17 protein-coding genes are annotated in these 20,742 nt (G+C 37.9%); 4 read left to right on the top strand and 13 right to left on the bottom strand.

Annotated elements, in window-relative coordinates; all coding sequences use genetic code 11:
- Positions 1-326: 326 nt before the first annotated feature.
- A complete protein-coding gene (locus MKY88_RS01040; RefSeq protein WP_328204571.1) occupies positions 327-1,895 on the bottom strand; it encodes a sensor domain-containing diguanylate cyclase in 1,569 nt (522 codons plus the stop codon).
- A gap of 496 nt (positions 1,896-2,391) precedes the next feature.
- Here MKY88_RS01040 and MKY88_RS01035 point away from each other — a divergent pair, with 496 nt between their 5' ends.
- Entirely contained in the window at positions 2,392-3,576 is a 1,185-nt protein-coding gene (locus MKY88_RS01035; RefSeq protein WP_328204573.1) for a CaiB/BaiF CoA transferase family protein, read from the top strand.
- A 48-nt stretch (positions 3,577-3,624) separates the two neighbouring features.
- Here MKY88_RS01035 and MKY88_RS01030 read toward each other — a convergent pair whose 3' ends face one another.
- From MKY88_RS01030 to MKY88_RS01015, 4 genes are all read right to left on the bottom strand, one after another.
- The gene (locus MKY88_RS01030) at positions 3,625-5,100 is read right to left on the bottom strand and encodes a hypothetical protein (RefSeq protein WP_328204574.1); all 1,476 of its coding nucleotides are present in this window, start codon (positions 5,098-5,100) and stop codon (positions 3,625-3,627) included.
- Positions 5,101-5,295: 195 nt separating this feature from the next.
- Positions 5,296-5,850: an HPP family protein gene (locus MKY88_RS01025; protein ID WP_069479743.1), complete on the bottom strand. Its 555-nt coding sequence runs from the start codon at positions 5,848-5,850 to the stop codon at positions 5,296-5,298.
- A 194-nt stretch (positions 5,851-6,044) separates the two neighbouring features.
- Positions 6,045-7,400 (bottom strand): acetamidase/formamidase family protein, encoded by a 1,356-nt coding sequence (locus MKY88_RS01020; protein WP_328204576.1) that lies wholly within the window; start codon positions 7,398-7,400, stop codon positions 6,045-6,047.
- 122 nt (positions 7,401-7,522) lie between these two features.
- A complete protein-coding gene (locus MKY88_RS01015; protein WP_036122248.1) occupies positions 7,523-8,137 on the bottom strand; it encodes a PH domain-containing protein in 615 nt (204 codons plus the stop codon).
- 217 nt (positions 8,138-8,354) lie between these two features.
- Here MKY88_RS01015 and MKY88_RS01010 point away from each other — a divergent pair, with 217 nt between their 5' ends.
- Complete coding sequence (locus tag MKY88_RS01010; protein ID WP_328204577.1) at positions 8,355-9,077, top strand: response regulator transcription factor; 723 nt, start codon at positions 8,355-8,357, stop codon at positions 9,075-9,077.
- Positions 9,074-10,462, top strand: a complete 1,389-nt coding sequence (locus tag MKY88_RS01005; RefSeq protein WP_340812849.1) for a sensor histidine kinase — start codon at positions 9,074-9,076, stop codon at positions 10,460-10,462. Before MKY88_RS01010 ends, MKY88_RS01005 begins: the two co-directional genes overlap by 4 nt.
- A 25-nt stretch (positions 10,463-10,487) precedes the next feature.
- Here MKY88_RS01005 and MKY88_RS01000 read toward each other — a convergent pair whose 3' ends face one another.
- The 7 genes from MKY88_RS01000 to MKY88_RS00970 form a co-directional block, all read right to left on the bottom strand.
- The gene (locus tag MKY88_RS01000) at positions 10,488-10,847 is read right to left on the bottom strand and encodes a YxeA family protein (RefSeq protein ID WP_025116912.1); all 360 of its coding nucleotides are present in this window, start codon (positions 10,845-10,847) and stop codon (positions 10,488-10,490) included.
- 1 nt (position 10,848) lies between these two features.
- A complete protein-coding gene (locus tag MKY88_RS00995) occupies positions 10,849-12,717 on the bottom strand; it encodes an ABC transporter permease (RefSeq protein WP_340812848.1) in 1,869 nt (622 codons plus the stop codon).
- Complete coding sequence (locus tag MKY88_RS00990; RefSeq protein ID WP_069479738.1) at positions 12,704-13,471, bottom strand: ABC transporter ATP-binding protein; 768 nt, start codon at positions 13,469-13,471, stop codon at positions 12,704-12,706. Before MKY88_RS00990 ends, MKY88_RS00995 begins: the two co-directional genes overlap by 14 nt.
- A gap of 192 nt (positions 13,472-13,663) precedes the next feature.
- Complete coding sequence (locus MKY88_RS00985; protein WP_069479737.1) at positions 13,664-14,137, bottom strand: glutathione peroxidase; 474 nt, start codon at positions 14,135-14,137, stop codon at positions 13,664-13,666.
- Positions 14,138-14,154: 17 nt separating this feature from the next.
- Complete coding sequence (locus MKY88_RS00980; RefSeq protein ID WP_193834137.1) at positions 14,155-15,489, bottom strand: FAD-dependent oxidoreductase; 1,335 nt, start codon at positions 15,487-15,489, stop codon at positions 14,155-14,157.
- Positions 15,490-15,502: 13 nt separating this feature from the next.
- Entirely contained in the window at positions 15,503-16,648 is a 1,146-nt protein-coding gene (locus MKY88_RS00975) for a VanZ family protein (protein ID WP_340812847.1), read from the bottom strand.
- A 255-nt stretch (positions 16,649-16,903) separates the two neighbouring features.
- Positions 16,904-17,191, bottom strand: coding sequence for a DUF6509 family protein (locus MKY88_RS00970; protein ID WP_340812846.1), 288 nt, complete (start codon positions 17,189-17,191; stop codon positions 16,904-16,906).
- 158 nt (positions 17,192-17,349) lie between these two features.
- Here MKY88_RS00970 and MKY88_RS00965 point away from each other — a divergent pair, with 158 nt between their 5' ends.
- Positions 17,350-18,528 carry an alanyl-tRNA editing protein gene (locus MKY88_RS00965; RefSeq protein ID WP_328204590.1) on the top strand — a complete coding sequence of 393 codons (1,179 nt, stop codon included), beginning with the start codon at positions 17,350-17,352 and terminating at the stop codon, positions 18,526-18,528.
- A gap of 48 nt (positions 18,529-18,576) precedes the next feature.
- Here MKY88_RS00965 and MKY88_RS00960 read toward each other — a convergent pair whose 3' ends face one another.
- On the bottom strand, positions 18,577-20,574 hold the full coding sequence (locus MKY88_RS00960) for a methyl-accepting chemotaxis protein (RefSeq protein WP_328204592.1): 1,998 nt from the start codon (positions 20,572-20,574) through the stop codon (positions 18,577-18,579).
- Positions 20,575-20,742: the final 168 nt, after the last annotated feature.

Genomic DNA, 20,742 nt, shown 5'->3' with positions numbered 1-20,742 from the left:
ATTGATAAACATAGTAGTTCGAGACTACTCTTCCGGCAAAAAATTTCTACCCCATTTTCCAACAACAAAAAAGCCAAGGAGCATCGGTGCTCACTTGACTTTCACGATATATAGGCATACATCTAGTCGTACTTGTGGTGTCATAAGGGAAAGGGGGATAACCTTACGTCTTGTCAAGTCGATCGAGAGATGTGACCCGAATTACATATCATTTGAACATAGTTTACTGTCATTTGGCGAATGACTTACAAATAGCTTGCCCAAATGATGTTTGCATTAATCAATTACCCAAAAAATCGAAAACATAAGCTTATTTTAATCAATTTTTACTTTATTTTTTGTACAGCAACCTTAACTTGATTTCGTCCAGCTTGTTTCGCCTCATATAAGGCTCCATCAGCCGCTTCAATTAACGTCTCAGTCGTAGGGGCCATTTCTGGATATAAGGCTATCCCTGCCGATAATGTTACGGGTCTACCACATGGACTTTCCGTTTCAGCTAATTTTCCCCTCAATTGTTCCGCCACTTCCTCAGCCTCTTTGGCAGTTGTATTCGGCAGAAGCATTACAAATTCCTCGCCACCAAAACGACAGCATACATCTCCTTCTCGCGCTACAGATTGCATATGTTTGGCTAAAAACTGCAGGACTTTATCGCCAACAGCATGACCATATGTGTCGTTCACACTTTTAAAGTGATCTAAATCTAACAAAATAATGGCATGTGGTACCTTATTCTCTAGCCACTCCGCCAACATAGCATCCATCGTTCGTCGATTGGTAACACCCGTCAATGGATCTACGGTTGATTGATCCTTGAAAAATGTAACCTGTCCATGTAAAAACGATAGACTTCGAATTAAGACATTCTTCAACGAATGGGCTTCAAAGTACCAGCCACTGACTGATTTTAAGCCTTCTACGTTTTTCTTATCTAGACTTTCTTCTGTTAACGTGGCTAATTGTTGTAAAGGATTAGCAATGCGAGCCGCTGCCCAAAGCACAATAACAATTGAAACTATCATAAGTGGTACAGATTTAATAATAACTTCCTGCACTCTATCGAATGAAGGTGCCAGTGCTACTTCTAAAGGCTTTTGGGCGACAACTCCCCAACCTGTGGAAGGCACTGTACTAAACCCGGCAAGCATTTTCACTCCTTTTGTGTTGTCAACAATTTGAACCCCACTCTTACCAGACATCACAGCTTGAACGACTTTATTTTTTGTGACAACATCATTGATACGGCTTGGGTCCTGATGATAGATAACACGTCCATCTGAATCTACAACATATACGTAGGAACCATCCTTACTATAATGTTCTCCTAATAACGTTTTAAAGGCGTTTGGTTCTTTTAGATAAATTGTTCCCGCTACCATCCCCAAGTACTCGTTAGATGGCGAAAAAATAGGATGGGAAATAAAAATAATGAGGCGTCCTGTCATCGCCTCGTAAGGCTTTGAAACTAGTGGTATTTTTTGGGCTAATGCCTCTTGTGCGCCAAGAGATGTTAAAACCTCACCTTTAATTTCAATGGAGGGTGGTGATACAGATAAAACAAGTCCCTCTGCATTTGTTATGACTACTGAATTGAACATTTCATTTTGTAATCTTAGACGGTCTGTTTCCCTATTTAAAACTTGCTCATCATCCAAACTTCCACTCACTTGATTGGCGCTATAACTTAAAATTTGAAAGGCTTCATGAAGATAGGCGTCTGCCGTTGAAGCCAATTTCTGCGCATACACTCGATTTGTTTCAAGTGTATTTTCCTTTATGGAATCAACATTCATTCTGTATCCGCCCCAAACACTACCTATGCTTGTAAAAAAGAATGCAGCCATAGCTACTCCCATAATTAAATGCTTTAATTTTAACTGATGTGATTTCATTACTTCCCACCTATATATGTAGTATGTTTATAATTTTTAACAATTAGTGCCTATTATAAGCAACAGCTCTTCTAGAGAAAAGGAAATTTCTGAAGAGACTCCTTCCGCTAAACACTAGAACATATCTCTAGGATTGTATCAATAAAGAGGGTCGAATAATATGGCTATCCAGTAAACTTTCTCTTTCCAACAAGCTCTTTACTTCTCACTGAACTTTCTAATATTTGACAATAATTGTCTGACAGTTGATGCAAAATCTAAATTCTAAATTTTTTTACTTTTATTGTTATTCTGACATATAAAAGTAGAATTGTTTATTCTATAATAAAATTAACATAGGCAAGAAAAGATTTATTCTGTTATAATACTGATTAAAATTAAATATTCTGTATTATTACAGTTTTGTACGACGCTTTTCGCACAATGGAGATTATGAGAAAGGTGCTACTCTACCATCCTGGATGGTCGTGTAGCCCACAAAAAGGGGTTGGAAGATTTGGGTATTTTAAAGGGGTTAAAAATTCTCGATTTTTCTGCATTACTACCAGGACCAATGGCAACAATGATTTTTGCTGATTTAGGAGCCGATGTTATACATGTTGAATCTTCCAAACGCGTCGATTTAACAAGAATTATGCCTCCTTACGATGATGATCAAGAAGCTTACATCCATCAACATTTAAATCGTTCTAAAAAATCGATCACGTTAAATTTGAAATCACCAGAAGCTATTGAAATTGTGAAATCTCTTGTACAAGAATATGACGTAATAATTGAAGGTTTCCGACCTGGAGTTATGCAACGGCTCGGGATCGGCTATGAAGCACTTAAAGAAATAAATCCACGAGTAATTTATTGTGCGATTACAGGCTATGGACAAACGGGACCATATAGCAATCGACCTGGGCATGATAATAACTACCTTTCATTAGCTGGTGTCCTTGATTATTCACGCCATAAGGATAAAAAGCCTGTCTCCATGGGAATTCAGCTAGCTGATATTGCAGGTGGAACGATGCATGCTGCGATTGGGGTACTGGCTGCTGCCCTTCATCGTGAGAAAACAGGGGATGGTCAATTCATTGATATTAGCATGACAGATGCTGTATTTTCACTAAATGCTATGTATGGCTCAGCCTTTATTGGAGGTGGACGTGTACCAAAGCCAGAACAGGAAATTTTAAACGGTGGCAGTTATTATGATTTTTATAAAACAAAGGATGGCCGCTTCTTCTCTGTCGGTAGTTTAGAGCCTCAATTTCGGAAATTGCTTTGTGAAGCACTCGATATTCCTGAATTGATTGATAATACTTTCAATGATTCCTACTACACACAAATTCGTTTTAAAGAAGCTGTTCATGATGCCTTTTTATCGAAAACGTATGAGGAATGGCTGGAAGTATTTAATGAGGATTTTGAAGGCTGTGTGGAGCCTGTTCTCACATTCCCAGAAGCCTGCGAGCATCCGCAACTAAAGGCAAGAGAAATGATTGTTGCGATTCCCAAAGGGGATGGCACATTACAGCAACAAGTTGCTTCTCCTTTTAAATTTGATGGCTCTGATCCAGAATACAAACATGTTGGTGCTAAGCTAGGTGAGCATAATGAGGAAATACTAAGTTCATTAGGCTATGATACTGAACAAATCAAGGCTTTGAAAGATACAGGCGTTTTGGAATAAAAGAAAAAGTGTCTAATACTGTCGATGAAGGACGTATTAGACACTTTTTTATACATAGGCACTAATAAATACTCGGAGTTTTTCAAAATGATCATCAATTAATAAATATTTTTTATAGATTTCCATTAATTTCTCAAATAGCTCGAACTGCTCTGTTACAAATAAAACCCGTAAAATATTTAACATATGCAAGGAAGCACTCTGTGCCACTATATAGTAGGGTACATCTGGTTGACGATAATTCTGTCGCCATTCTTCTACCGACAAACCAATATGCTGTAGTGAGTTGTTCACCTGTAGAGCAATATCCTGTTGAACGTACGCCTCAATAGCAATTAGTTGTTCATTGCTATAATTTTTTTGTACTAAAGAGGTATTTATCTTTTTATTAGACGCTAATACATGTTCCTTTAAAAGCAGTAAGCCATCTTCATAATGTGTCGCTTTTACATAATGATCAAGTAAAACAGCATATAAGTTTTCTAAATAATTTAGTTGATAATTTTTTATAATTGCAGGTGGTGTAGGTTTCCGATTTGGCAAAAGATCTTTATATTCCAATAAAATTTCGATAGCGTAATTATTTAAGCGCTCATCCTCTAATAAATATTCACCATAATATATAACTTTTTCACTTTGCTGTTCTCTATTTGCTATATGAAATAAAATATAGGCAATTAATACTTTTTCCTTCTCTGTTAGAGCGTACATGGAGTAGCGCCATTCCGCTTCAAATGAAGTAATAAAGTCTTTGACGCGATGATAGTCGCCCTCCGATAAGCAATAATGTGTCACAATTTGATAAAGTCGTAGCTGTTTCTTAGCCAAACAGCTAGATTTATTTTTATCCACATGAGTTATACACTTATCCAGTATCACTTTATAGTTATTCACAAAGTTATCCACATGTTCACAACTCATTTTCATAGAATCCTCGAAATGACCCATTATTTCATAAAGAAATGTGAATTGTTCTAATGGTCTGTGGATAAAAAGTGAATAAACCTTTTTTGTGAACAGCCAATGCCAAAAGGATGTATGTTCCTTATACATCATATGCACTAAATACTCATCCTGAAATTTATATAACATAATTGTCTGTAGCTCATTCACTGGCATTTCCATCTGCATTCTTTTCCCAAAAACCAGCCAAATTAACCGTTCCAGGTCTATTGTATGTTGGGCAAAGAGCTGCTCAAAGAAAGTTTCTTTTCCTTTTTGTGTATAAAAAAAGGCATTGAGCCGATCATTCACAAATTTTGCATCTAAACCATATTTGTCAAAATACATTTGCATTTCTGTTGATGCACGGCCCCAATATTTACGTGCTGTGGAAAAGGCAATATTTATAGCCATTTCTTCGTTTACTAAAAATCGTTTGGGTGAGAGCGAAGTACCAAGTATTTTTGGATCTTCTTGCAGATCTACCTCTGCCTCTAACCATGTTGTAAGTAAATTTTCAGCACCCTCTACATTCCCTTGTTTATATGTCATGAATAATTGCTCATCACAGTCCAACAGCATACAATTGGAGCCTCCCATCAAGTTCGACCAACAAAGATCTTCCCCTATCATTACAATTCATGTTTCTAACACTCTTTCTTCAATATAACAAATCTTAACTAACATATGCTAAAAAAATAGTGGTATGCCTATCAAAAATGTATGCAAATAAAAAAAACCATCTATGAAGTAAGTACTTCGTAGATGGAATCTTGATCACCAAAATTGTGGGTAATTTCGTGTTTCTCTTAAATTATTTATTAACAGACCAAAGAAAACAATAATGACTGCCCCAATCAATACAGGCATGATTAAGTAACTCCAGCTATATCCTCCTAAAATAATAATGATAGGATTGGCGCCCGCAGGTGGATGAATAATGCCTAACAAGGCCATGAAAAATATGGTTAACCCAACACCAAGGCTGATGGACAACATACTCGAACCTAATGTTGAATACAACACTAGGCCAATAAATGCAGAAACCAAATGACCACCGATAATATTTCGAGGCTGAGATAATGGCGCATTCCAAACGACAAATACAAGAACACAGCTCCCGCCAAGGGATGCCATTAACCAAGGAGCATTTGTATAATTTGTTAACAAAAGCAACACAAAAATACAGATTAGGCCTCCTATCGCTCCAGTAAAGGCATCAGCAAAATTTGTCCGAGAGGGTGCATGTCCGCCTCCCTTCATCTTTAAAATAAAGGGCTTTAAGATATTCTTTTTTTCAATTTTATTTCCTACTCGCACTAATTCTGACATTCAGCACCGACTTTGCTATTTCTCTATTTTTTATACTTATAAATTGATGGATATTAAACTTTTATCATTATATCAATCCATCATAACATTTCAATTCTAACTTCAAATTTCCGACTAATATTCACTTTCTCCACTCACAACTCCTACAAAAAAAAGCAAACCTTTGAAAGTTTGCTTTCAGACAAATTGATTTCTTAATCGTATTGTTTTTTCACCGTTTTATAAATTCGAACCTTTTTCAGTATCGTTTTAGGTACTTGGAAAGTGGCTGTGACCACCCCAGGATGACGGCCAATTTCTATAGAGCCTGTGATAGTTGCTCTATTTAACACCTCTGGTTCAGGTAATTCGAATAGCTTGGATGCACGGCGAATAGCATTATCAGTTGCCTCATTTAATGTTTTGCCAGAACCAACGATTGATACAGGGAATGCCTCTTCTACCTGTTTTACGCCAAATTCCTCTGCTAGTTCGCGAGCACGACGCTTTTCTTCCTTTGTAAAAGGCTTTGCTGTATACGGTAAATCTTCCTCATTCGGTAGTAATACAGGGCCTTCCAATGCTACTTTCTTCAAGACACTAACTTGAAGCTGTACAATCCCTGCTACATCAGTTGTATGTCCTGCAATCTCACCATCTCCCTGCATTGCATGCATATCTCCAATGTATACACCACCACCAGGAACCTTTACAGGACAAATAATCGTTGCGCCTTCACGAACTCTGCTAATATCCATATGTCCATCAGTGCGATGTAAATCCAATTCATCCTGTGTAAGGGCATATTCATGTGGTGCCCCAATTAAGAAGGAACCAAAATCACCCGCGTTATGAGAATCTGGCATTGCCTTTGAAGGGGTTGTACCAAGTTGACCTAAAAATGGGCGCATTCTGGCCATGACACCTATTATGTCACTTGGTGCTAGTGCAACAACAGGATTTTGAGTAGAGTTTTCAGGTGTTCTCATGTAATTTTTGGCATCAAGGGCAATACGTCGGGCACCCTCTCGTCCAACCGTTACACCTATTTGCCCTTTATGATCAAACGTCATTGTGTAGCCATTCGTCATTTTGAATGGTGCTGTCTCTGTGTCACATGTCGAACAGCGAATGGCTTGAGGACCTATACCTTTAACAACTGTGCTTGGATGAAGCTTGCCACAACCTGGGCATTTTACGGACACAAATGGATCACCAATGAATCGATCTGTAATCGCCTCATCGTGACCAGAGGATGTGGCCAGTGAAGTAACCTGAATAGACTTAATTTTAATGACGATGGCGTCCCCCACCTCAGCCCCCTCCACAAAAACAGGCTTTGTTACTTCATGTCCACCCCGTATAGTTGGTGTTAGCATGGGTCCCCAGCAGCCAGGTGTTGTATTGGCAATAATCGTTCCTCCATCTTTCACTGGCCCTAGCATTTCTTGTGAAGGGTCTAAAATACCATCTATGAACTCATTTACGAACAATGTCTCAGCGGCTTGCGGTTGCTGTATAAAGTCACTTTCTAGTCCCTCTTTGTCAAGCACATGCAATTCGTTTGTCATTTTTCGTCACGCTCCTAGTTTGTCTTTTTATGTATGAGGTTATATGTAAAAAAAACGCTCTCCACATTCGCAGAGAGCTATTTTTTTCTTCTTTCATTAGCAGCTTAAACTGCTAGACACAGTTAATTATTCATATATAAATCAAAAATATGTGAGAAATCTTCTTTTTTGTACTGATCTTTATGATCAATCATCCAAGTATTTGCAAAGCGGGTAATTGCCTCAAATGAGGCTGATGGAGAAATGTTATCATTGCCAATTCGTCCAAGTGATGAAGAAGCAATATGCAAGCTTTTTTCTGCTACTTCTAACTTATAGGCATTGTTCTTTTGTTCGTAGCTAATCGCATGTAGTGCTTTATATAAATCTTTAATGTCATCAATAAAGCGTTTATGAATGTCGATGGAAAGTGGAGAATTACCGATTGTAAACTTAATTTCGACATCAAGGTCAATTGTTCCTGCTGTTTCGAGAAAAACATCTGTAATGGCGTACATAGAATAGTCATAGCGACGTAGTAATCGTTTTTTACTCATAGCGCTTTCGCCATCTACATGGAGAATGGCACGGTTTGTAAAGCAGTATTCATCTGCCTTCGTTTTAATTAAAAAGTAAATTTTCTCATCAATTTCATGTAGTATAAAATCATCTGCATCTGTTTTATCATAATCCTCTCTTTGAACGACTACTCCAATATCAGATAATCCTAATGCATCGGCAGCTATTTTTTTAAACATTGCCATTCCTCCTCATTCGTTTATACTCTTTTTACGTTTAGTAGCTGTAAAGGTTTCATTCCCCATTTTCAATTTTAATCGCAAATGTAAGTACAAAGTCTTCTATTAGTAATACTTAATTTCCTCTTTTCAGTACATTTCATTTATAATGATGTTCATAACATATAAAGATTCTTTCAAGAGAAAGTATTCATCAAAAGAAAGGATGTGTGAATAAATGCAAGAGCCAACCATATTAGTAGTGGATGATGAGGTAGATTTAGCTAATCTTCTAAAGGTAAGCCTGCAAAAAGAAGGCTATAAACAAATTTATACAGCTGGCTCCATTCACGATGCTTGGACAAGCTTTCAGCAAACAAGTCCCGATATTGTGCTTCTAGATGTCATGCTTCCTGATGGGGAAGGCTATGATTTATGTAGGCAGATCCGTGAAGTATCGCATGTACCAGTGCTCTTCATGTCTGCTAAAAATGAAGAAATTGATAAAATTTTAGGACTTGCCATTGGAGGCGACGATTATATTACAAAACCCTTTAGCCCTAAGGAAGTTGCCTACCGTGTAAAGGCACAGTTACGTAGAGTTGGCTATCAAACATACGAAACAACTTCAAGCATTGCAGAAAAAACGATACAAGTTGGCCCCTTCCAGCTTAATGCTGATGAAACTGAAGTACACAAGGATGGGGTTTTATTGGAGTTAACCGCTAAGGAAGTTGGTTTAATGGCATGTTTTATGAAAAACCCTAATCGCATTTTAAGTAAAGAGACTCTTTTTGAGCGTGTCTGGGGAGAGGATTTTTTCGGTTCTGATAATACTGTCATGGTGCATATTCGACGTCTGCGTGAAAAAATCGAGCAGGATGCCTCTAAACCTTTTTTTATCACAACTGTAAAAGGTCTTGGGTATAAGTTCGTCATACCAAAAGAGATGCAAGCATGAAGTGGAAATTGACTGCTCGCTTCCTCTTTTCTGTTCTATCCATTGTGATCATCGTCATTTTCGTCAATACTGCCATTCTCATTGGACTTTTGTCATATAGACTTATTAATGATTCTGATGGAGCTACTGAATCGAAAGAAGAGGATTTCGTACGCAATTTTCAGCAGTATATTGAAATAGAAAATGGAGCAACTTCCATAAGTACAGAAGGATTAGAACAGTTGCATCAGCGAAATGCTTGGATTCAATTACTTGATATGAATGGTCAAGTTATTGGTTCTCAATTTGCACCAGAGGAAGCACCTTCCCATTATGCACCCATTGATTTGATACAAGTGTACAAGTATAAGGAATTTGATGCTGATACGACAGTTTATGTTGGTGTTAAAGATCAGGTTAGTTATCTTGTTGGCATTAAAGGGAGTACTGTTGCGAGATTAATCATGCATATTTCTGGTACCTCTTTCTTACAGTTTGTTGGCAAATTCGGATTATTCATTGTTATTGCTGATTTAATAGTCGCTGCATTGGTTGGCTGGCTATTTGGTCGTACGCTAACGACCCCTCTCTATGCCTTGATAGAACGCATTCGTCATTTAAAAAACCATGAGCATCAGCCAGTTAAAACGCCTGGTGGTGTATATAAAACAGTTTTTGAAAATTTAAATGAAGTATCCAGAGAACTCGCTGCACATGAGCAGGAACGCAAGCGTCTTGAACTGATGCGTGAGGAATGGATTAGCAATGTCTCTCATGATATGAAAACACCGCTTGCCTCTATTCGTGGTTATGCAGAGCTTTTAGACGACGAGACACTCACCTCTCAAGAACAAGCCGAGTATGCACAAATTATCGAGAAACAGTCATTGCATATGCAAAATCTGCTTGATGACTTAAATTTAACGATGCGCTTAAGACATCAGCAACTACCGCTCACTTTAAAAGAAATCAACATGGTACCTTTTATTCGTGAGATTGTGATTGATACATTAAATACCCCACAGTTTGAACTTGCCAATATAGTGTTTGAAGCAATCTCAGAGAACTATCACCATCTCATTGACGAACATTTTATGCGCAGAGCTATCATAAACTTTTTACACAACGCCCTGCTTCACAATCCGCCAGATGTATCTGTCCATGTATCTATCGATAATGACTCCATTACGATAGCGGATAATGGCAAAGGGATCTCCGCAGAGGATTTAGAGCACATTTTTGAGCGCTATTACCGTGGTACAAATACGGATAATACAATTGGTACCGGCTTAGGCACGGCCATCGCTAGAGATATTATTGAAGCCCATGGAGGTACTGTTACTATCACTTCAGAAGAAGGTAAGGGTACCACCGTTACTATTTATTTAAAAAAGGAGCAGCCCTAGTTTGACTAGTGAATGCTCCTTTTTGCTATTTCATTTGATCTTGCGCTTTATTCGGTAACTCGTGGAATTTCACCTCATCATAGGAAGTGACTTCTGTTTCTTTTTTAACATAAAGCTTTAAATAAGCATCATGGCGTAAATTTTTGTGAGCGGAGAATTTTAATGTTTTTTCTTCGCCATTTTTATTATAGGCAGGCAGCTCATACCAATACATTTTAAAAATTTCACCATTACTTGCCTTATACTCCTCTACCTCACCATCAGCCGCAATATGGACATAGTAAGTGTCTTTATTTAAACGGTTAAAGTCTACAGTCATCAATACAACTAACCCTGCTACGAATAAGATAAGTAATGCACCTATTCCGAAAAATACTTTTTTCATATTAATTCCCCTGTCTTACAATTTTGTAGAACGAACGTACAGTAAAAATATAATAGATGAAATAAATAGCTGAATACGCAATCATCCATAATATGACTGGCTTCGTAATATTCATACCAAATAACTGTGAAAATGCTAGTAACGCAAATGCACTATGCACAATACCTACGATAAGTGGTGCACTAAAGATGACAGCCACTTGTCCGGCTACAGTCTTTAAGATTTGCTTACTGTTTACACCAATTTTATTTAAAATCGCATATTTCGCCTGATCTTCCTCAGCTTCCGTTAAGATTTTGAAATAAATGATACTTCCTGTTGCCGCTAGGAAAACTAGTCCAAGGAAGCTACCAACAAACAGTAATGCACCTACTGTGGCTATACTATCCTCATAGCTTTGTGGAACACTAGAGAAAGATTCTTGTTGTTCTGTCGACAATTGCTTGACTATGTCTTTTGACACGGCCTGTTGTTTCAAATCATTGTCTAAACCAATAGCCTGCATCTTTACCTCTTCTGCATTAGTCGCAGCATACTCTTGATCATTCACGACAAGTACAGTCCCCGCAGGAATAAAGTTAAGAACGCTCTCTGTGTACATTTTTTCCACATGGAAGAAATCACCATTCTTTAGCTTGAAGTCTTCACCAGTAAAGTCATGTGAAAATCGTTCATCATAAACAGCGTCCAGCAGCACAGCCGATCCACCAGCAAGATGCAGGTTTTGATCCTTACCTTGTAATTTTGCTAAACGATTATAATCAGATTCCTTAAGTAATGTATATTCGAAAAATGAAAATTCATTATCGACACGTAAATTCTTCACAGACAGTGATTCATTATAGATAACGTCTTTCTGTGAAAACTCGACGGGATCGCCTTTCCACATAAATGTATTTGGCAGCATCTGACGTACAGATGCTTCTGCATTATAATACATACCAAAGACGCCACCGCCTGCTGTAATTGTTGTTGCACTTAAAATGGCAATAATCGACAATGACTTAGCATTTGCACGGATACGATACAATAACTGGGAAACTCCGATTAAATTTAACCCTTTCCATGACCAAGATGTCGCTCTTTTTAAAGCTGTTAACACAAAGACACTTACACTATGGAATAAAAGATATGTCCCCACGATAGTTACACCGATGACCATTAATGGTGTGCCTAGAACCGTAAAGAATCGCCAAATTTCACTCGTAAACATATCGGAAGCAGCTGTATAATAACCGAATGCGATAAGCGCTGTTCCTAAAACTGCAGCTACTAAAGAGGCACGTGGAATTTGCTCACCCTGTTTTTCTGCATGGAATAAGTCAATCAATTTAAATTGATAAATAACACGATAGCCTTGTAATGACGTGAATAAAAACAGTATTGTAAAAATGACTGCTGTATTCACCAGTGCCTCTACAGAAAATGTTAGGCTTCCAACAATTTCATATCCCATTAATCGGACTAATATCATTAACAATCCTTGCGACATAAAGAATCCTAAAATGATGCCCAGTACTAGAGAAACTAACCCTATGACTAGGTTTTCGAAAAACAGCATGAGGCCAATCTTTTGCTTACGCACGCCTAATAGTGAATAGAGTGCTACTTCCTTTTTTCGTTTCTTCATAAAAAATGAATTAGAATAGGCCATAAAGATGACAATGAAGAATAATAGGACAACAGACGATGCACTCATCAATCCTTTAATTTGCTGAGAGGATTGTTTTAAGGCTGAAAGATCATCATTATATTTCAGTGTCACAAATGTAAAATAAATGACGATACTGAATACCATTGAGGCAATATATAAAAAATAGTTGGATAGATTACGTTGAATATTTTTACGCGCTAAACTAAATAACGTCATTTACTCCACCCCCGATGCTTGACAGCACCTGTAGAATCTCTTGGAAAAATTGTTTCCTTGTTAGAGTTCCACGATGAATTTCCTTGGATAACTGCCCGTCCTGAATAAATAGTATGCGCTGACAGAAGCTCGCTGCAAAAGCGTCATGGGTAACCATCATAATGGTTGCCGCCTGTGTTTGATTTAAATCACTTAAACTTTCCAGTAAATCGGTTGCTGACTTTGAATCAAGTGCACCTGTAGGCTCATCAGCAAAGATTAATTTTGGTTCTGTCACTAAAGCGCGTGACGAAGCTGTACGCTGCTTTTGTCCGCCCGATATTTGATAAGGATATTTATCCAATAATTCACTAATGCCGAACAATGAAGCAATACGGTCGACTCTAGCGCTAATAGCCTTTGTTGGCATCTTTGCAATAGCCAATGGCAAAACTATATTTTCACGTACAGTCAAAGAATCAAGTAAGTTATAGTCTTGGAATATAAATCCTAAGTTATCACGACGAAAATCCGCTAATTCAGCATCTTTCATACGTGCTAAGTTCGTATCACCAATAATGATCTCACCAGTCGTCGGTGTATCAATCGTAGCTAATACATTGAGAAGCGTAGATTTCCCAGCCCCTGAAGGACCCATTACGCCCACAAATTCACCTTTATTTACTTCAAATGATATATTAGATAGCGCTGTAAAAGTATTAGCGCCCTTGCCGTAAGTTTTCTCAACGTTTTGTACCTGTAATAATGGCGTCATATACGCTCCTCCTCTTCTTTCTGACTTTAGTATACGCCCTCAAACTTACAGCAAAATTGTCGCAAGCTTACAGCAACCTTAAATCATCTATTCTTAATAAATTACTATGTGTTATCCAAATACATTGCCTTTTTTTGCTTAATTGATAAAAAAAAGATTCATACACAGTTTGTGCATGAATCCTTCTAACTATTATGCTAAAACTTTTTTAATATCATCTTCAAAACTACTTGGTTTATCTGCCGATGCGTAGCGTCCAACAACCTCGCCATCTCGATTCACTAAGAATTTAGTAAAATTCCATTTAATGCTGTTGCCTAAAAACCCTTTAGAATGTGAAGTGAGATAATCAAAAATCGGATGCGCTTCCTTACCATTCACCTTAACGATTTTATGCATGGGGAAGGTTACCCCATATTCCAGTCGGCATTGTGATGCAGCTTCTTCAGCAGTCGCCAGCTCTTGCTTGAATTGATTGGACGGGAAACCTAGTACAACAAGACCTTCTTCCTGATATTTTTCAAAGAGACCTTCTAATTCCTCAAATTGTGGTGTAAAGCCACATTTTGAGGCAGTATTGACAATTAACATCGGCTTTCCTTTATAACGCTCTAGGCTATAGTCAGTACCATCTTCTAAAGTCACGTTAATATCATAAATACTCATTGCTTTCTACCTCCTATTTATAAACGTCCATTCATTCTTGCCACCTGTTGTAAAGGATCCCATACACCGTTAAATGGAGGTGCATAAGCTAAATCTAAATCTAGCAAATCAGGTAATGTCATTTTACTATATAATGCGGTTGCAAACACATCAATACGCTTATCAACACCAGCTGGCCCAACAATTTGTGCACCTAATAGCAACTGATCTCGTTTGCGTACAACTACCTTAATGTACATACGTTGTGCACCCGGATAATAGCCCGCAATATGGCGAGCTGATAATTTAAAGGCCTCGTAATCAAAGCCAAGCTCTTTTGCATGGCTTTCATTTATACCAGTGGTAGCAATTGTTAAGTTGAAAAATTTTAAAATAGATGTCCCGACAATGCCTCTGAACGGTGCAAACTTTCCTGACATATTAAGACCCGCTAGACGGCCCTGTTTATTGGCAGTTGTCCCCAATGGTATATAATCTATGCGCTCCTTCACAATATTAAAATGAGTGGCACAATCTCCTGCCGCATAAACATTTTCCACCGAAGTTTCTAAATGACGATTGACGATAATAGCCCCATTTTTTGCAAAAGCTATACCAGTGCCTTCTAGAAACTTCGTATTTGGTCTAATACCTGAAGCAACGATGACTAAATCTGTTTCCAAGACACCATTATTTGTGATGACCCTTTCCACTCGTTTATTCCCTTCAAAAGCTTCTACATCTGTATTTAATAATAGCTCTACATTGTTCTTTTTTGCTTCTTCATGAACATGTTGAGCAAGCTCTTCATCTAAAATTTTTGCCACATGGCTTCCTCGTTGGACAAGTCTTACCTTTTTCCCACAGGCATGTAATGTTTCTGCCATCTCTAAGCCGATATAGCCGCCACCAATAATAGTTACCTGTTCAATATCAGGCGTTAAATCAGCCATTAAATCTTCTAATTGAGGAATTGTTTTTACGGTGTGGATACCTTCTAGTTCAACACCTCTTTTAACAGGTACAACCGGATCTGCCCCTGTTGCAATAAGAAGCTTATCATAGGAAATTTCAAATACTTCGCCATTTGCCTGTATCCCCGAAACAACCTGCTTCTCTACATCTACCTTTTCTACCTCATAGCCAACTCGTGCATCGATGCCATACTTACCTCGAAAAGTTTCAACATCTCTTGCAATCAATCGTTTGGTTGATGAAATACGACCATCTACAACATATGGCAATCCACATTGTCCATATGAATATATAAAGCCACGTTCTAATGTAGTTATTTCCGCTCCTGGTACATTACGATAGATTTCCATAGCTGCAGACATCCCTGCAGCATCTCCCCCAATGATGACGTATTTCATTCCACTTGCCCCCTTATTTTTTCCTTGTTGCCATTAAATCTGCGTATTGGTCGATATACAAACGACGCTTTCCTCCGCTAACAATGACACGTATAACATGAATAGCTATTATCATTGTAAGTGCAAAACCTCCTAATGAGGCTAGTAAAGAAATGACAATTTGCAGAACATAAAATGGTGAATCCATATCTAATTGAATCTCACCGACTGTTGAAATGGCCTCTAATAGACATACGGTCGCAACAATCGCTACACAGCGTCTCCATGATTGCCTTACTATACTTTTGCCTTTCTTATTGACCATTGTAAAGCGCATAATTTTCATACCTACTGTTGCGCCTTTCATCATACTTGGTATGAAGCCAAAGATAGTCATGTATAGTGCAATGACAACTAAGAACTCAAAGGTGCCACTATAACCCGTTAGAGCGCCGATAATGAACCAAATTACTTGTACGATAAATAAATCAATAACCAATGCTAGTAAAATGGATATTGGTTTTACAATATCCTTTTTTTCCATTTCCGCAGCTTTGGCCTCGACCTCTTCATGAGTAGGAAATAGTGCCCACACGATAGGAGCTAAAAAGAAGCCTAATAATGCACCTACACTGTTTAGCAATAAATCATCCACATCAAATATGCGGTACGCACAATTAAAAATGCCATAAATACCTGTTCTTTGTGTGATCTCATAAAACAATGTTAGCAAAAAGCTTAATATAAATGCACGTTTCCAGTACCTTCTTTCTTGAAGAAAATATCGCAAGTACACACCAAATGGCATTAATAATAGGAAATTAAAAAACGCTTGATAAAATGCTTGCTGTTTTGTGATAGCAAGCCATGTCGATGGATTGGTTAAGACAACGCCACTGTCCTTTAAAATATCCTCAATAAATTGAAATAGTCGTAAATTTGTATGGACTGTATCTGGCGATTGAAGTGAGCAAGTATCCCTTGTAGATGGGAATGGCAGTAATACTAAACAAAGCGCAGATAAAAAGTAAAAAATAAAGGAGAACATAATAATGGTTTTCGACATAGACAAGTAACTATATTTTCGATACGTATAAATTAGCCATGGAATAAAAAGAACAAATGATAAAATAATCGTTATGAAAAATGCAATAAGAATGGATTGCGTGTAAGTTGACATAGATAAGCACCTCTCTATTTAAACTGCCCGAATTAATGAAACCTAAAACTCAGTTTAATCCCCACACTCTACGCGAATATGTCAATAAGCTTACATTATCCTTAAGTCCATCCATTCACCCCAGATTTTTGAGCAATACGATGCTGATCAAGCCGACATAAACCCCTTGCTCATAAAGCGTTCCTGTAGGTAGCAGACTTCCACATCATCAAAATAAAAAAACAGGTAAAGAATATACTCTCTACCTGTTTCGTTTTATGCCTTTGTTATTTCCTCTTTACAAAATACTAAAATTTCCTCTAGCTCATCATCCTCTAAAGCAAAATCTAAGTATTCACCCTCTGCTTTTTCCATGATGAAGTAATTTAAAATATATGGCTCCTCTGCCTTTTCCCCAATAAGAACACGAATTTCAATACCTGCTTCATGATATAGCTCATCTTCTTCATCAATTTCAATATCTAAAATAAATTCGTAACGCTTCCCTTCCATAATATTGGTTGGGTCTAAAATTTCTTCCATTGAGAATTGTATAATTTCCATAATGCTAGCTCCTTTATCTTTAGCTGTTCCTTTCTATATTAAATCAATTTCAGCATGGGTCAACTAGAAAAGCCATATACACTTATAAGTAATTATGCCAAAATAAAATGGAAACTACCCTAGCGTAAACTGTACCTACATAAAAAGGAGGCATTTTCTTGAAAGATTTATTATATTATCAGGACGTTATGTTACGTGAGTTTGACGCTCATATTGTTAGTAAAAAAACCGACGAATCCGGTCGTCATTATGTTGTATTATCTAATACTGCATTTTATCCAACTGGCGGAGGACAACCTCATGATACAGGCACATTGAATGGGATTGAAGTGATAGAAGTAGAGAAAATCGGAGAAGAAATTCGCCATTATATGCAGGGCAATGTATCTGAATTGGAAGGCATTGTGCACGGTGCGTTAAATTGGCCTAGACGATTCGATCATATGCAGCAACATGCTGGTCAGCATATTTTAACAGCGGCATTTGTAGAACTTTTTGATGCTCAGACGGTTAGTTTTCATCTAGGAAGTGAGCATGTCACAATTGATATTGCTGTAGATACTTTGACAGAACAACAGCTCACAGCAGCCGAAATACGAGCTAATGAAATCATTTTAGAAAACCGTCCGATAGAAACTACGTGGATTACAGAAAATGAACTGTCCGATTTTAATCTTAGGAAAGAAGTTGCTGTAACTGGAGATATTCGACTTGTCATCATTCCTGACTATGATTACAACGGCTGTGGTGGCACTCATCCAACATCTACTGGGCAGGTCAATGCCATAAAAATTCTAGGTACTGAAAAAATGAAGGGCAATGTGCGCGTCTCCTTCGTTTGTGGTCAACGTGTTTTAAACGAACTTGCTATGCGTAAAAAAGTATTAGGTGATGTGGCACGCCAGCTAAGCGTTCCTGAGGTAGAAGCGGCTACAGCCCTCGCTAAAATACTAAACGCTCAGAAACATACCGAAAAAGCACTTGTTGCAGCCAAAGAGGAGCTCCTAACATACGAAGCAAAAGCGCTCATTTCAAATAGCTCAGGTCTTGTTGTTGCTGCTTTTCAACAAAGAACTATGCAAGATCTACAAAAATTAGCTCGTACGATTGTTTCTGAACAAGAAGATATGGTCACTTTGCTTGTTTCTGAAAGTGAAGGCAAGCTACAGTTCGTTGCAGCTAGAGGGAAACATGTATCTAAAAGCATGAAGGCTATTGCCGAAAAGGCATTACCGCTCATTAATGGTAAGGGTGGCGGAAGTGATCAAATGGTGCAAGGTGGCGGCGAATGTATTATTTCTAAAGAAGATCTTCTAGAAGCTATGCAAAACGTTTAATATGGCTAACAAAAGAGGAGCTGTCCAATTGTGACCGCTCCTCTTTCTTTAATATTTAAATTTTTGAATGGCCCCATATAAACGTTTCGCCATTGCTGATAGTTTTTCAGTTTGATCATTCATCGTTGTAACTGTATTTAACTGTTCTGTTGTAGCATCAGTTACCTCATGCACATAATCACTTGCAGCATGTGCAGTGGCCGCCATTTCTTCCATAGACGCTGAAACTTCCTCTGTATTGGCAGACATTTGTTCGGCAGAAGCATTCATTTCTTCGACTTGGCCAGCTATTTCTCCAACAGCTTGAACTATTTCCTCGAAGCGTTCGCCCACTGCCTCAATGGATGCTAATCCTCGTTCTACATTATCTTCACCTGATTCTGCTGCCTTCACCACCTCTAATGTGTAAGATTGAACTCGCTCAATTAACACATTAATTTTAGTAGCAGACTCGGCTGTTTGCTCTGATAACTTGCGAACCTCTTCTGCCACAACGGCAAAGCCTTTACCAGCATCTCCGGCTCGTGCAGCTTCAATAGATGCATTGAGTGCTAATAAATTTGTTTGATCAGAAATAGCTGTAATCATATTAGAAATTAAGTTAATTTCCTCAGACTCTTTTTCTAATTTATGAATAATCATCAGCTCAGCAGTAGTCCCTTCCTGAATCTCATTCATACGATGAATTGATTGTTGGACAGCATCATTACTTTCATTAATTTTCTGGGAAATAAAATCGGTATTTGAGGCAATAGTTGAAGCTACTTCAGCTACATTTTGTATACCTAATGCCATTTGCTCCATAGCAGAAGCACTTTCCTCTGCCATCACGGTTTGGCTTTGTGCTCCTCTATCAACTTCATTTATAGCGCCTGCTATTTGTTTAGAATGCTTTGTTACAGCAATTACATCTCCCATTAAATCACATGATGCTTCATTTACAGTAGTCGCTTCATGGCTCACTTTTGCTATCATTTCCCTCATATTTTCAGTCATGCGATTCAATGCACGCGACATTGTCCCCATCTCATCAATACGTTTCAAATACTTTTCAGGAATCTCTTGTGTAAAGTCACCCTCCGATAAGCCTTCGCTTATACGGAGAACATGACGAAGCGGTCTACTAACAGATCGTGAAATAGCAAACGATATAAATAGCCCTAGTAACGAAACAATAATAGTTGTGACAATAAAGTTCGTCTTGAGCTTAGAAAGCCCTGAGAACATCTCATTTTCTAAAGCAATAACGCCCATTTTCCAACCATTATCAAGCGTATGGTAGCCCATTAAGTTAGTACCTGCATCCTCTGTTTCAAATGAAAAATAACCGCCTTTATGTGCAATCATCTCTTCTGCAGCCAATGCTCTCCCTGTCATTAAACCTGTTTCTTCTGCTTCCTTGATGGGGTTATTTTGCTCTTTCACATAGGAATGATTATGATGTCCAATGATGGTTCCTTTAGCGTCTAACATAAATGCATACCCACTGTTTCCGACTTTAATATCCTCTACAATATTGGATAAATAATAGCCATCCATACGAGCTAGTAATAATGCTTTCTCACCTGATACAGTGTCGATTGGAGAGACAATTAAAATAACAGGTTCACCGGTTACCCGGCTAATCGTAATTTCGGACATAACGGATTTACCCGTAAAGCCTTCCTTTACATAATCACGATCACCTAATTCAGCAGTTGTATCATCCAAATAATGAGCCACTCCGTCAGCTTTTATAATGCCAAACCCAAGGTAATTTTTATTATCCGCAAGACGCTTCGATAAATATTGTTTTTGCTTGTCAAAATCCATACTTCGTACTGCCTCTTGCTCCGCTATTGCCTCAACCTCTACTAGCGTTAATTGAAAGTGTTCTTCTATGTATTGTGAAACATCCTCAGCTCTAGATACCAAGTTTGATTCCACTTGCTCATTCATTGCCTTAGTACTATTTATCCAAGTAGACAGTCCCAGCGTCCCACACGTCACACATACAAGAGCTATAATGGCAACGACTAATTTACCGCCAATTCCTTTTATCCACATTCCCTTTTTCTCACTTCTTCCATTATTAGCTATAAAATTCAGTTATTTATACATTACTTTCAGAGTAAAGTCAGCAATAGAAGAAGTCAACAAAACTTTTCCAATAAGATTAATTAATGTATAATAATACCATTTTCCCTATTACTATAGTGCTAACAATTTTCTACA

It is taken from the genome of Lysinibacillus sp. FSL R7-0073 (assembly GCF_038009065.1).
Lineage (GTDB): Bacteria > Bacillota > Bacilli > Bacillales_A > Planococcaceae > Lysinibacillus > Lysinibacillus fusiformis.
The sequence above is the reverse complement of the archived record's forward strand: the minus strand, read 5'-3'. Positions and strand labels throughout refer to the sequence as shown.

What these genes read in the sequence shown, in the direction of transcription:
- MKY88_RS01040 (WP_328204571.1), bottom strand. Translation starts at nt 1,895, where the DNA reads ATGAAATCACATCAGTTAAAATTAAAGCATTTAATTATGGGAGTAGCT.
- MKY88_RS00985 (WP_069479737.1), bottom strand. Translation starts at nt 14,137, where the DNA reads ATGAGTATTTATGATATTAACGTGACTTTAGAAGATGGTACTGACTAT.
- MKY88_RS00975 (WP_340812847.1), bottom strand. Translation starts at nt 16,648, where the DNA reads ATGTCAACTTACACGCAATCCATTCTTATTGCATTTTTCATAACGATT.
- MKY88_RS00980 (WP_193834137.1), bottom strand. Translation starts at nt 15,489, where the DNA reads ATGAAATACGTCATCATTGGGGGAGATGCTGCAGGGATGTCTGCAGCT.
- MKY88_RS01020 (WP_328204576.1), bottom strand. Translation starts at nt 7,400, where the DNA reads ATGACAAACGAATTGCATGTGCTTGACAAAGAGGGACTAGAAAGTGAC.
- MKY88_RS01030 (WP_328204574.1), bottom strand. Translation starts at nt 5,100, where the DNA reads ATGCTGTTGGACTGTGATGAGCAATTATTCATGACATATAAACAAGGG.
- MKY88_RS00995 (WP_340812848.1), bottom strand. Translation starts at nt 12,717, where the DNA reads ATGACGTTATTTAGTTTAGCGCGTAAAAATATTCAACGTAATCTATCC.
- MKY88_RS00960 (WP_328204592.1), bottom strand. Translation starts at nt 20,574, where the DNA reads ATGTGGATAAAAGGAATTGGCGGTAAATTAGTCGTTGCCATTATAGCT.
- MKY88_RS01025 (WP_069479743.1), bottom strand. Translation starts at nt 5,850, where the DNA reads ATGTCAGAATTAGTGCGAGTAGGAAATAAAATTGAAAAAAAGAATATC.
- MKY88_RS01015 (WP_036122248.1), bottom strand. Translation starts at nt 8,137, where the DNA reads ATGTTTAAAAAAATAGCTGCCGATGCATTAGGATTATCTGATATTGGA.
- MKY88_RS01005 (WP_340812849.1), top strand. Translation starts at nt 9,074, where the DNA reads ATGAAGTGGAAATTGACTGCTCGCTTCCTCTTTTCTGTTCTATCCATT.
- MKY88_RS00970 (WP_340812846.1), bottom strand. Translation starts at nt 17,191, where the DNA reads ATGGAAATTATACAATTCTCAATGGAAGAAATTTTAGACCCAACCAAT.
- MKY88_RS01010 (WP_328204577.1), top strand. Translation starts at nt 8,355, where the DNA reads ATGCAAGAGCCAACCATATTAGTAGTGGATGATGAGGTAGATTTAGCT.
- MKY88_RS00990 (WP_069479738.1), bottom strand. Translation starts at nt 13,471, where the DNA reads ATGACGCCATTATTACAGGTACAAAACGTTGAGAAAACTTACGGCAAG.
- MKY88_RS01000 (WP_025116912.1), bottom strand. Translation starts at nt 10,847, where the DNA reads ATGAAAAAAGTATTTTTCGGAATAGGTGCATTACTTATCTTATTCGTA.